This window comes from Streptomyces sp. HSS9-12 (genome assembly GCF_054963655.1).
In genome coordinates this window covers 1-12,573 of sequence record NZ_JBUEGC010000066.1, presented here as the reverse complement: position 1 = coordinate 12,573, position 12,573 = coordinate 1, and the positions used below count along the sequence as shown (strand labels likewise).

7 protein-coding genes are annotated in these 12,573 nt (G+C 72.2%); 3 read left to right on the top strand and 4 right to left on the bottom strand.

The genetic code is table 11. The annotated features are described in order from the left end of the window. Positions 1-9: 9 nt before the first annotated feature. From ACY34J_RS26215 to ACY34J_RS26200, 4 genes are read right to left on the bottom strand one after another with little or no spacing between them, the layout of a single operon-like run. Positions 10-1,356 (bottom strand): hypothetical protein, encoded by a 1,347-nt coding sequence (locus ACY34J_RS26215; protein WP_462729106.1) that lies wholly within the window; start codon positions 1,354-1,356, stop codon positions 10-12. Further along, on the bottom strand, positions 1,353-4,010 hold the full coding sequence (locus ACY34J_RS26210) for a hypothetical protein (protein ID WP_462729107.1): 2,658 nt from the start codon (positions 4,008-4,010) through the stop codon (positions 1,353-1,355). Before ACY34J_RS26210 ends, ACY34J_RS26215 begins: the two co-directional genes overlap by 4 nt. Next, a complete protein-coding gene (locus ACY34J_RS26205; RefSeq protein ID WP_462729108.1) occupies positions 4,007-5,248 on the bottom strand; it encodes a hypothetical protein in 1,242 nt (413 codons plus the stop codon). The genes ACY34J_RS26210 and ACY34J_RS26205 overlap by 4 nt, the downstream gene beginning before the upstream one ends. An 8-nt stretch (positions 5,249-5,256) precedes the next feature. Then, on the bottom strand, positions 5,257-7,164 hold the full coding sequence (locus tag ACY34J_RS26200; protein WP_462729109.1) for a hypothetical protein: 1,908 nt from the start codon (positions 7,162-7,164) through the stop codon (positions 5,257-5,259). A gap of 1,037 nt (positions 7,165-8,201) precedes the next feature. On the opposite strand from ACY34J_RS26200, the gene ACY34J_RS26195 reads away from it, so the two are divergent. The 3 genes from ACY34J_RS26195 (at position 8,202) to ACY34J_RS26185 (ending at position 12,467) form a co-directional block, all read left to right on the top strand. Beyond that, positions 8,202-10,919 carry a CHAT domain-containing protein gene (locus tag ACY34J_RS26195; protein WP_462729110.1) on the top strand — a complete coding sequence of 906 codons (2,718 nt, stop codon included), beginning with the start codon at positions 8,202-8,204 and terminating at the stop codon, positions 10,917-10,919. A gap of 188 nt (positions 10,920-11,107) precedes the next feature. Then, the gene (locus tag ACY34J_RS26190; RefSeq protein ID WP_462729111.1) at positions 11,108-11,617 is read left to right on the top strand and encodes a hypothetical protein; all 510 of its coding nucleotides are present in this window, start codon (positions 11,108-11,110) and stop codon (positions 11,615-11,617) included. A 7-nt stretch (positions 11,618-11,624) separates the two neighbouring features. Further along, positions 11,625-12,467 (top strand): transposase family protein, encoded by an 843-nt coding sequence (locus tag ACY34J_RS26185; protein ID WP_462761978.1) that lies wholly within the window; start codon positions 11,625-11,627, stop codon positions 12,465-12,467. Positions 12,468-12,573 lie beyond the last annotated feature (106 nt).

Genomic DNA, 12,573 nt, shown 5'->3' with positions numbered 1-12,573 from the left:
TGGGGCGGATCAGGTTTCGGGCGGGACGGGCAGCGGGCCGAGCGGAAGGCGGGTCTCGGCGTCCGGGCCCTGCGCGACCGGGCGCAGCACAAGGTCCGCCGCCCCGTCCGCGCCGACGCGGACACCGACCCGGCAGAGCCCGTCCGGTGTGCCGGCGGGCAGCGCTACGTCCGGCAGCGGGACCGGGCGGCCGCCGGGGCCGACGGCCTCGATGCGCAGCGGGCGCCGGGCCGCCGCCTCGGGAAGCACCTCGGCCGGCCGGCCGTCCCGGGCGGCGAACACGGTGTCGCCGCCCGGATCCAGGACCCCGGGGGCGGCCAGTTCGAGCTCCTCAGTGTGCAGCCGGCCGGCCCTGCGGGTGTGGGTACTGACGCGGACGGCGTACGGGTAGCGGTCGCCGGGGTCGGCGAGGCCTGCCGCCACCAGGGCGCCGCCGGCCGCCGCGGCGTACCCGGCGTCCACGTCCGCGGGCAGCGGAACCAGCCGGTAGCTCTCGGCCAACTGCCGGGTGAGCGGCTCCAGCCGGGCCAGGCCTCCGGCGAGCAGCAGAGGCGGTTGCTCCGTGGCGCCGGGCGGCGCAGTGACCTTGGCCAAGGCCCTCCGTACGGCGTCGATCAGCGGCGGAAGGGATGTCCGTACGGTCCCCGCGGTGATGTCCCGGTCACCCAGGCGGTAGACCAGGGTGTCGTCGAAGGGGTCGGGGCGGCTCATGGCCCGGGCCACGGCGAGCCCCAGTCGGCGGCCGTCGGGGTCGTCCTTGCGCGCGGCGGCGAGCAGGCGGTGCCCTTCCTCGTCGTCGGGCAGACCGGCTGCGGCGAGGAGTGCCGTGTCAAGTTCCGTTCCAAGAAGGCCACTTGGCCCGGTCTCCGCTGCGGTGGCGCGAAGGAGCACCGAAGGGCCGCTCAGTGTGCAGCGTGCGGCGTCGACGGCGCGGGCCCCGGCGTCGCACACGAGGTATTCCCCGGTGTCGGCCGCCTCTCCGGCGGTGTGCCGGACCAGGGCGAGCAGGGCGTGCGCGGTGCCGATCGTCCGGACCCGTGGGCAGCCCGCCTCGGCGAGGGCGTCCGTCGCGGGACCCGCCAGCGCACGCGCGGAGCGACGGGGCAGGACGACCACGGCCCCGGCGGGCGGACCGTATCGGGCGAGGTAGATGCCGTATGCCTCGCGCAGCGCGGCGACGAACCGATCGCGGTCGGCGGCGGGCTGGTCGCGTACGGCGGCGGAGAGCGGCCGTCCCTCGCCCGGCACGTCACCGGGCAGCGGTACCGGACGCGGCGGCCCGGCGTCGGGCAGCGCGGTGGCGAGCCGGGCGTAGCGGGTGCCGATGTCGAGGGCGAGGGTGTGCGGCGGGTTCATGGGCGGTCATCACCTCGGCCGAACGGCCACAGTCGCCTGGACTTGGTGCCGCGGTCGGGATCGGCGTAGGTGCCAGGTACCGGGCCCCTCGGTGCGTCGTACGGCAGACCTGCGGAGGACTTCGGCTTCTGGCGCATGAGTTTGATCGCGCGCTCGACGCTGTCCTTCAGCTCCTCGTGGCGCTCCAGTGCCCGATGCCGGACCAGGTCACCGAACCGCAGCTGGGAGATGGAGTGGTAGAGCAGGTCACCGAGCGCCTGCTGGCCGGAGTTCCGGTTGAGGTGCCCGGCCAGTCGATGGACCGCGTCGCCGCGTCCGGCGTGATCCTGGAGCCAGGGCTTGATCGCCTCGAGCACGGCTAAGGGGTACTCGATGGTCTGCGCGCGCCTGGCGTACCGGGAGTTGGGGCTCGCCCGCACGATGGCGTCGCCCAGCTGCTCGGGGGCGGCCGTACGGGTGGCAACGAGCCGGCGGATCTCGGAGGTGTAGGCCAGCCACTGGAGGTCGGGGCGCCCCCTCAGGCGGTGCTCCCACTGCGCGGGCATGCCGTGGGTGATCCAGTCCCCGGCGTGTGTCAGCAGCTCGGCGATACGGCTGAGCAGGGGTCCTTCCAGGCTCTCCAGACCGCCTGCGACCGGATCGTTCTGAGGGTGGGTCAGCTCCCACAGGACCGGATACGGGACCTGGTCGAGCCGGTTGCCGACCAGCGCCGCGGCCACCGTCTCCAGCCCTCGGCCCGGCAGCCCCAGTCGCCGCAGCAGACGTCTGAGGACACCGGCGTATTCGGCAGCCGCCTTGCCGTCGTCCGCGAGGAGTCGGGAACGCGGCAAGTCCCAACCAAGCAGGGGGAGTTGGATCAGATCGGCCCAGGCGGCGTACATCCCCGCAAGGCCGGGCTGCCTCGGTACGAGGATGTCGATCCGGTGGAGCAGGAAACCCCGGTCCTCATCGGTGCCGCTCTGCCCCGCCGCGACGTCGTACAGCTCTGGTTCGAGCCAGGCGAGCACGTCCGGATTGCGGGCGTGACAGGCGAGGTACAGGCCGGTGCGCCAGGCGGTCGCGGAGACCGCGGCGAACGCCGCGATGCTCTCCTCGTCGCGCGGGGCGGCCGGCAGTTCGCGGTGGATCAGGGCGACGCCGCGCAGCCAGTGCGGTGCGTTCGGCTCGCTCACCCTGCCGGGCCGGCGCAGCAGTCCCAGGACCAACCGGTCGTCCAGGGTGCCCCGCTCGGCGTTGACGTCGAGCCAGGCCAGCGTCAGTTCCGGACGGCGGACGAGGACGGCGTGCACGGCGGCGGCGCTGTTCGCGTCCAGGTCCTGCTGCATGGCCTGCAGCAGCGTGCTCCGCGACCGCAGGCCGTCCGGCGTTCCGCCCGCCCCGCCCCCGTCGAGGTAGCCGGTCAGGACCACGGTGTGGGCCTGCCGGTCCCGTGGCTCCACGGCGGCCGCCAGGTCGAGGATGCCACGCACCCGCTGCGGGGTCTGGCTCTCGGCGGGCCAGGAGTTGAGCTCGTCCGCGAGGGCCTCGCCCACCCGGGGGGACCAGTGCTCCAGGAGCAGGCTCCGGGCCTGCTCGCGCTCTGCCTCGGAGCGGGCGCCGGGCAGGGTGAGGCACGCCAGATGACGCGCGATCTTCGCGGCCTCCGGCTCGATCAGGCTCTCCAACGGGGACCGGCTCAGCAGCCTGGCCACATTGTGCAACTGGCTCGTGCCCCGGTCGATGTCGCCCACCACCATCGCCGGGAGGTCGAGGTCCCGCAGATGCTGCAGCGCCTGTTCGGCGTCGTGCGGGGTGAGCGGGGCCCGATGGGACAGCAGGTGGGACAGCACCGCCTCGATGCCCTTCTTCTGCCGCAGCCGCAGCAGCTCCGCCAGATAGGCGCGGCCCTGACTCGTGCCGGGCTCCTGCGGCGGCTGCCTGGCCAGTACGGCATGGCACTGGCTGCCCCGGGGCCGTAGTGCGAAGGTCAGCCGCAGCTCGTGGTCGGCGCCGTGACCGGCCCAGGTCGCGGCGGACAACCAGGCGCGGCTGCCGTACGGCAGCAGGGCGCAGATCCCGTCGAGCACGGCGACCCGGGTGACGGCGTTCAGACCGGCGTGCTCCGGGGACAGCGTGATGGCCACGTGCCGCCCTTCGAGGAGCAGCGCGGCGGATCGCGCGGCCCACTGGAACCCGATGTCGTGCTCGATGTACCGGGCCAGCTTCGCGATCGTGGTGGGTGCCGCGTCGAGGACGATGTGCTGCGGCTGTACGGCGCCTGGGTCCGTGGCCGGCCACTCGGTGTCCAGGGCGGCGTCGTAGAGCGAGGACCAGGTCAGCCCGGCGTCGCTGGCCGACTGCCAGTCGAGGAGCAGCAGCCGGGCCGAGTAGCTGTTCCGGCCGGTGGCGTCCCGCCCGCCCGACCAGGTGGTCTCCACCAGGCCGGTCACGGGCCGACCGGCCTCGGTGCGGCCGAGGAACGCCACCCAGGGCAGCGATTCGGGGGCATCGGTGCGGTCGGCGCGTGGCGTCTCCGTGGACGCGGCCCAGAAGTACTTCTGGGCGATGCGGGGTTCCACGCTGCCCGCCTGCACGTCGTAGGCCACCTGCCCGGGTGCCTTGCCCTGGAGGGACCAGGCGGCGTGCACCGAGGCCCCGGCCGGCGGTTCACTCACTTCCGCCTCCACCAGGGCTTGCCATCGCGTGGCTGCCGTTCGGCCGTGTCCCGCAGACCTCCCTCGAGGGCCATCAGCGGCTCGATGACGTTGATCGGAGTCGGCGGAGAGCCGCAGATCCGCTGGCCGTCCGGCTCCACGTTGACGTAACTGCGGTAGTCGAACTGGTTGTTGGCGTTGAGCCGGAAGCCGATGGCGGAGCTGGCGTGGTAGGACATCTGGTCGGAGTCGAAGAAGTTGCCGAGGGCGTCACGGACCAGGCGGGCGCTGCCGCCGCGGAAGCTGTTGCAGATCCAGTCGAAGAAACCCTGCGCCTGGTCGTCGGGGACCCGCGGGATGGCGCCGACCCGCTCCTGGGTGACCCAGCGGGCCCGCAGCGCCGGCTCGAAGACGTCCGGGTGGTCGAACTTGGTGATGCACACCGCGACATGGTGCGGCAGCCGGCCGTTGTCGAGGAGGCGGCCCTCGTCGCGCACCCGGGCCGCCATCTGACTGGCCATCCCGTAGAAGTAGTTGATGCTCGCGGTCTGCTGGTTGGCGTCCAGGAGGGGGTCGAACAGGTAGACAAGGCCGCCGCAGCTCGTCAGATGGGTCACGGCCTGCTCGTGCAGATCCTCGGCGACCTGGTTGGACCTGGGGTTGAATGCCTCGCCCGGGAGGTCGAGCACCTCCAGCGCGAACGACATCTGCCGGGGGGTACCACGGCCCCGGGCGCCCACTGTCTCGCCGTTGAAGGACCATCTGAGGTCGCGCTGCGCCCGGGTCGCCTGCGGAAACCGCTGCTCCGACACGAGCTGATCCACACTGTCGTGGAGGAACTCCGTGGAGGGCGGGTCCATCCCGGCGACCACCCAGTTCACCCCCTGCCGCCGGTGCTGCATCGCGGCGATCGGTACGGCGCCCAGGAACGTCGTCTTCCCGGAACCGGAGGCTCCCCACACGCCGATCCGGACACCGGCGGGAGCGGCGCCGTGCAGCTGGGGTATGGCCTGCGGTGGCTGGATCCGGTCGGCCACGGTATGGCTGTCGAGGGCGGCGGGCGGGCGCGGCTGGTGTTCGGGGCGAGGGGGCGGGACGGGGGCTGGTGCGGGGGCGTCGGGCCTGCCGTTGAGGGCGAGCGACTGCCAGTCGCGTTCCGTGTTGGCGTGCCCGTTGCGGGACTGCCCCCGATCCGGGGAGCGTGCCTCGTCCCCGTCGTCCTCGGAGTCCGGGCCAGGTCGATACTGAGGTGTCGTCATGGACTGGGTCAGCTCCTAGATGGTTCGGATTGCTGGGGGGAGAGGAGCGGTGCGGCGAACGCGAGCGGGCTGCCGTCGGTGTCGCGGGTCTGCTCGGCGGCGAGGGATAGCGCCACCTGCTCCGCCGAATCGATGCCGGGCCGGAAATGGAGGCCGTCTGTGACCGCCAGCTCCTGCCAGGCCCGGGAGAGGTACTGGCGCAGTCGGCCCCCGCTGGGTACGCCGGGAGTGGTGGGCGCGGCGAAAGGCTCGGCGCGGACGCCGACCCGCACGCCCCGGTGATGCAGGGTCCACAGCTGCTCCTGCCAGTCCACGGCGCCCGGGCAGCCGGGGACCAGGCCGACCTGCTTGGGCAGTGCCGGCGGCCGGCCCCCGACCACCAGGAGCACCCGGTCGACCGACTTGGCTGGCTGCCCGTCGGTCCTTCTGGCGGCGGCCCTGAGCGCGTCCTCCAGCGAGGAGGTGAGGGTGTCCCGGGGCAGTACCTCCAGGGGCAGCTCCCGCAGGTGCCGCAGCGCCCGGCCGGGTGGTCCCGGCGACACGGACCGGATGAACTGCCGGTCGGGCTGGTGCTCGTTGCGGGGGTCGTGGTCGTAGTAGCCGATCACGGAGACCCGTAGGCCACCACCCGCGTCGGCATAACGTTCCGCGGCGCGGATCAGGTCCCTGGTGAAGCCGACGCGCTCGGCGACCTCGGCCCGGTCGGTGCCGGACATCTCGACCGCGCAGATGAGCTCCAGAGGTCCGGGCAGCCAAAGTCGCTGCGGCACACGGTGGATCACGGCGTGCGGGCTCGGTGCGTGTCCGTCGGGCCCTTCGGCCAGGACGCGGCCGTCTTCCGTGCGTACCTCGATCTCGCCCGGCCCGTGCAGGACGAAGGTGAGGCGGGCGGAGCCGAGTACGGGCAGTTCGGCGCCGGGCATGCGGATGAGCGGGGGCCGGCGGTCTTCCGGGCGGTAGTGGCCGGCGAACAGCGGCAGTACGACGGGCAGGGTCTCGGCCGGCGCGGCGGGGCCGCCCGCCGCAGGCCGCCGGGGCAGCACCGGCGGGCCGCCGTACACGGTGACCGAGGCCGTCCGGGTCTCACCGGGCACGAGCCGGAGACCGGCCTCGAACAGGACGTGGTGGTGGAGTTCCACCCGAACGTGGTCGCCAGCGCGGGTTCCCGCCCGCGCCAAGAGCAGGGTGTGCGGTTGACGCAGTGGCGCGCCGCGCAGCATTCGGCGGACCCGGGCCCTGGTGGCGGACGCCGTGCCCGAACCGGGTGCGGCCTCCGGGGTGCTTTCGGCACTCACCGCGCAGGAATCGTGCAGCACGGCGGCGGCCCGGTCGAGGAGGGTCCAGCCGGGGTCGCCGCGCAGCAGCACCACCGCAGGGGGACGGGGGCCGGTCCCCGCGCGGGCATGGGGCACGACAGTGTGCAGCCAGTCGCGCACGGCCTGGTCGAAGCGCAGGCGGTCCACCGGCTCGACGGTGCCCACGCCTCCGCCGAGTTGGAAGCGGCGCAGGGCTCCCGCGGGGGCGAGCCCGGGGACCACTTCGGTCCAGGACGCCTCGGCCTGCGAGCGCGCGTGCGGCAGGCCGGCGGCGTCCGCGCCCGCCCGTACCACCGTTGCCCGTTCGGTGCCGAACTCGACGAACAGCGCCTCGGGCACCTCACCGGTGGTAAGCCGGTGCAACAGGTCGGCCAGGGCGTGCGGTTCGGCGGCCGCCTCGGGTGCGGGAGGCGCGACGAGGCCGGGGCCATCGGCGGGGTGCGGGATGCCGGAGGGCGCCGGGCGAAGCAGCCCGGCGATCTCACCCCGCTCAGCCGGATCGCTCAGCGTGCGCCGGGCTGCGTCGAGATCCCAGGCGTGCGCGGCGGCGGCCAGCTCGGCCGCCGCGGACCGATGGTCCTCCTCGGTCGCGGCCCCCAAGACCGGATCCCCGTTTAGCAGAAATCCGCAGGCCCGGCACCGTCGTTCGCCCCGCCCTGGGTGGAGGCAGACCGGACAGGGCACCACCAGGCCAGACCGCTTCTCGTCAGCTCCGGAAGAGAGCAGCATGTTCGCGGCGCCCTCTCAGAGCAGCCTCGAGCAACATCCGCACCCGGCACCACCCTTGATGGATGTCACATCTGCCCCCTTGCCCCTGCTTTGCCGCAGCTTCCCCCTCGCAGCGGCACAGGGCGGTGCCGATGCGAGGCCAAAAGCCCGGTCCGAGATGAGCCCGAGGAGCTATCCAGTCACACCGGGCTCTGTAGTCAACTCCTAGACGCCCAGCTTGATTTCTTCGGTTCCCTCCATCGGAGGGCCTATTGTCGCGAGAGCGTTCCCACGCCGCAACCGGTCCTCTGCCTACAGCGTCTCGTGAGCGCACTTGTGGGTGCCTTGGTGCGCGTCCTCGTACGAGATGAGCCCCTCGCGCCGTGTCGTACAACACCGACGACCTCCATACCCGGCGCGAGCCCGAGCGACCCGTGGCTCAAGTCAACCGGATCGTCCGGTCAGGGACTGGTCGCGGTCGGGGCCGGTCTTGGCCGAGAATTCGCTGCACCACTTCCGCCGCCGGAGAACGCACCACGAAGTGGACGTCCCAACGCGCACCCAGGGCGCACTGACACAGCGGATCTGGGGTCGGCTCTCCTGTATCGGGCAGAGCAATGGACGAAGGCCTTCTTCACCCGGTCAGCCACATGATCGGCAATCCGGACCCGAGAGCCGGGCGCGCTGCGGCGGCGGCCCGGTCCCGTACGAGACCCGCGAGGAGGCCGGACAGCCGCCCCGCTGCTCCATGGCCGGCTTCCGCACCGCACACCGTCGCCGCCGTGGCCGACTACCACGATGGTCGGCTCGCCGTCACCCTGCCGCACGGCCTCATCGCCACCGGGTGAAGTTGTGGGACAGTCTTCGGGCAGTGCGTGTTGTGCGGATTGCGGATTGTCGTGGCCGAACGGTGGTACGGGGGAAGCGGAATGGCCATATCGAAGGAAGACGCCGATGGACTCGTCGCGGCGGCGCGAAAGTTGAGGGTCGAGGGTTCGCTGGAGGACTGTGCGGCCGTGGCCGAGGCCTGCAACCATGCCATGGACGCCGGGGCTCCGCTGAGCATCACGCAGCCGACGGTTGAGCTTCTGGCCGCCTGCCGTGCCAGGATTCCCCAGGACGACCAGTGGCAGGCCGATCTACTTGGACTCGAGTCCGCAGCCTGGCATCACCGGTACCGCCGCACCGGAGTGGACGAGGATCTGCGGCGGGCGACCGTGGCAATCGACACGGCCTGCACCTTCGCCGGCCCCGGCCATCGCTCCCGCCATCGGCTCCGGGCCCAGCAGGCCCTCATTCACTCGTTGCGGCCGGGTTCGGGGGCCGCTCCCCTTGATGTGCTGAGGGAGGCGGTGGAGGCCGGCGACCCCAATCCGCGCAACCACGCGGTCAACATGCTCAACCTCGCGGGCCAGTTGAATCTGCGTTACCGCGCCACGCGCGATTTCTCCGCCCTGGACGAAGCCATCGGTCTTGCCGAGCGGGCCCTTGCTCTCGACACCCGTACGGACGACGACGACTACTCATGGCGTCTGCTGTGGGCCGGACAGCTCTACGCCCAGAAGGGATACGACACCAGGAATCCTCCGATGCTCAAGAAGGGGGTGGAGTTGCTCCAGAAGGCCGTGACACAACTGCCGCCTGGTCATTCCTTCCTGCCCGGCTTGCTCAACCAGCTCGGAGGCGCCATGCACATGCACGCCGAGCTGAGCGGTCCGGGAGACGCCGCACGCAGCGAACTCGCCGTGGCCGTCCACATGATGCGGGCTTCGCTGCGCATGACCAACCCCACGGTGCCGGACTACCCCACGTTCGCCTCCAATCTGGCCATGGCCCTGAGGAGCCTTTCGAAGGAGACCGGGGACCCCTCCCTGCTGGACGAGGCGATCGACACGGCCGAGAAGGGAAGCCGGGCAGCCGCCGCCAGCCCCACGGCCCGTGACGCGGAGACCCTCACCCCGGCGGCAGGGCTCCTGCGCAGCATGCGGGACCGGGACGACCCCGCGGCGGCGATCCAGGCGCTCTCCACGAGTTTCGACGGATCCCACCGGCTCGACGCGGTCATGGCCGGACAGCTCGGCGCCGGCCTGGCTGCCCGGGCCGGCGACTGGGAGACCGCCGCCCGGCTGACCCTGCGCGCGGTGGAGATCCTTCCGCACGCCGCCTCGGAGGCGCTGAGCGTGGAGGACCGCGAGAAGGGCCTGTCCAGGATCGCCACCAGCCTGGCCCGTGACGCCTGCGCGCTCGTACTCCGGACGGGCGGTTCGGCGGACCAGGCGCTGCAGGCCCTGGAGACGGCCCGGGCGACGCTGGTCGGCCAGGCTCTCACCCGTCGCAGCGATGCCGATCTCGATCCGGTTCGTGCGCTCGCTCCGCACCTGGCGGAGCGCATGCGGGAACTCCGGGCAGACCTGGCGCAGGTGGAGGACGCACCCTACGGCCCGGCCGCCGACCGCCGTCACCAACTCACCAACGCCATCCACGAGGTGACACGGCAGATACGTGCCGTTCCCGGTCTGGAGGACTACCTCCGCGCGCCCGGCACGGACGTGCTGCGCCAGCGGGCAGGGGCAGTCCCGGTGATCACCCTCAACGTGAGCAACTACCGGTGCGATGCGCTCGTCCTCCGGGCCAGCGAGGAGACCGGTGTCGTTCCGCTGTCCGATCTCGTCCTGCACGACGTGACAGAGAACGTCCGGCGGTTCACCACCGCGACGGCCGAGCTGACCCGGTGGCCCGCGCCAGGGCCCGTCGCAGCGAAGAAGCACCAGCAGGTGATGCGGGAGGTTCTCGCGTGGCTCTGGGAGGCGGTCGCGGAACCAGTGCTCTCCGCGCTAGGCATCACATCCGCTCCGCGGGACGGCGGTCTCCCGTCCCGCCTGCGCTGGTCGGCGACCGGCCCGCTGACACTGCTTCCCCTACACGCCGCCGGGCTGCCCGACGTACCCGGCGCGTGTGCGGCGGACCGTGTCGTCTCGTCGTACACGCCGACCCTGAGGCTGCTCGGCGACGCTTCTTCCCCGGTCGCGGGGACGAGTCGCCGTGAGGGGCACCTGGTCGTTCCGGTGCCCCGCTCCTCGCTCATGCCGCACCGGCCGTTGGAAGGTGCCGGGAGGGAGGCGGCGCACGTGGTCTCCACCGTCCCAGGGGCTGTGCCGCTGCCGGAGGAGGCGGTGTCGGCGCTTGCAGTGAGGGCCGGTCTACGGGGTGCCCAGGGCGTCCACTTCGCCTGTCACGGGCAGAGCGACGCGCAGCACCCGTCACGCAGCCAACTGGTCCTGCGGGACGAGACCCTCACCGTCGCCGACCTGATGACGGAGCGACTGGACGGTCTCGAGTTGGCCGTTCTCTCGGCCTGCAGCACGGCACACGCCGGTGAGCAGCTGCCTGACGAGGTCCTCCACCTGACCTCCGCCTTCCGCGTCGCGGGGGCCCGCCATGTGGTGGGCACCCTGTGGGAGACCGGCGACCGGTCCGCGGCCGAGTTCACCAAGGCGTTCTACACCTCTCTCGGCGCACTGCCGCACGACGGCACCCAGGGCACAGCGGACGACAGGGTGGCTGCCGCCGTGCACAGGGCGGTGCAGCAGGTCCGCGCGCAGCAGCCGTCCCCGCGGGCCTGGGCACCCTTCGTGCACGTGGGCTGACCTGGCGCGGGCCGTTGACCCAATGAGCGGTGTGCATCGTGAAGGTGCTGGTCACGGGTCTGGCGTGAGTTGTCTTCGGCGTACTCGTGCTGGTCGTGGGCGGCAGTCTGAGGTGTAGATCGTCTGGCAGGTGCGGGTTTTGCGATTTCTCACCCGCCGTCTCGGGTTGCGCTCGTACGCTCCGGCGCATGGTGGACCCCGAGGTGCATGAGCGGATCACCGCGCGCCGCGCGGAGCTGGATGAACTCGAAGAGCGGTTGGTCAAGCAGCTGTCCGAGGTGCGGGCCGAGCGGGACGAGCTGGCCGTGGCGGTGCGGGTGTGGCAGCGGATGAGCGAGCAGCTCGCCGACGAGCGGGCAACGGCCGGATCGCCGGTGGTGCAGGTGGCGGGCCGGGCGGTGCGGCTGGTCCCGGACCGGGCGTCAGGGGTGGACGAGTCCGCGCTGCCGGCGGACTACCAGCACATCCTGGCCGCCGTGCGGCAGGCCGGCGGGCCGGTCGCCACCCGGGCCATCGGTGAGGCGTTGGGTCTGGACACCGGGGTGCGGGGCAAGCTGGAGCCGCTGCGCGGGAAGTTGACAAGCTGGCCGACCGCGGCTGGCTGCACAAGCGGCCCGACGGGAAGTTCACCGTGCGCCCGTAGCCGCCGGACTCGACGGGCGGGTGGGCGTAACCAGCGGGCCCCCGACGGCAGTTGAGTTTGGTGTGAAGAAAAACAACGCAACCGTCGAGGGCCCTGACGGCCTTGTCTACACCGCCCGCCTGCCGCTGTCGAGCGCCACCTTGAACTACCTCGCCGATCTGATCCGCGGCCACTGCAAGAAGATCCGCTCGCCGTGGCGGGCGCTGCCCGCCGGGAAGATCGCCGGCATCGTGCTGGCGGTGCTGCGCTGTGACCAGCGGCCCGGCGACCTGGCCGGCGGCAACGGGGTCCACCGCACCACCGTGAGCCGGTGGGTGCGCGAGGTCGTCGGCCTGCTGGCCGCCCGCGCCCCACGCCTGGACCGCGCGCTCAAGAAGATCGCCCGAACGGGCGGCGGCATCGTACTGCTGGACGGCTCCCTGATACGCACCCGACGCCGCACCGGAGACGCGAACCGCAAGAACTACTCCGGCAAGAACAAATGCCACGGCCTGCTCGTGATCGCACTCACCGACGATCGCGGCCGGCTGCTCTGGGTCTCCGCCGCCCGACCCGGACGCGCCTCGGAGATCACCGCCTGCCGGCACGACCGCCTCACCGCCCATCTGCGCGCGGCCGGCCTCGGCGCCATCGCCGACCTGGGCTTCATCGGCCTGGACGACACCGACGACCCGGACGCCGACCCGGCCGTGATCACCGGCTACAAGGCCGCCCGCAACCGGCCCCTGACCCCCGGCCAGAAACTGTCGAACACGGTGCTGGCCGCAGTCCGCGCCCCGGTCGAGCACGGCTTCGCCCACCTGAAGAACTGGCGCGTCCTCACCAAGCTCCGCACCGCCCCGAAGTCGGCGACCGCCCTGGTCAGGGCCCTGCTGGTGCTGACCAACCGCGAAATCGCCCGCTGACCGATGATCTTCGCGAGAGGCATCCGCCCACGACCAGCCCGAGAATCCCGAAGACGACTCACGCCAGACCCGTGACCTGCGACTTCACGATGCACACTGCTCAATG

What these genes read in the sequence shown, in the direction of transcription:
- ACY34J_RS26215 (WP_462729106.1), bottom strand. Translation starts at nt 1,356, where the DNA reads ATGAACCCGCCGCACACCCTCGCCCTCGACATCGGCACCCGCTACGCC.
- ACY34J_RS26205 (WP_462729108.1), bottom strand. Translation starts at nt 5,248, where the DNA reads ATGACGACACCTCAGTATCGACCTGGCCCGGACTCCGAGGACGACGGG.
- ACY34J_RS26195 (WP_462729110.1), top strand. Translation starts at nt 8,202, where the DNA reads ATGGCCATATCGAAGGAAGACGCCGATGGACTCGTCGCGGCGGCGCGA.
- ACY34J_RS26190 (WP_462729111.1), top strand. Translation starts at nt 11,108, where the DNA reads ATGGTGGACCCCGAGGTGCATGAGCGGATCACCGCGCGCCGCGCGGAG.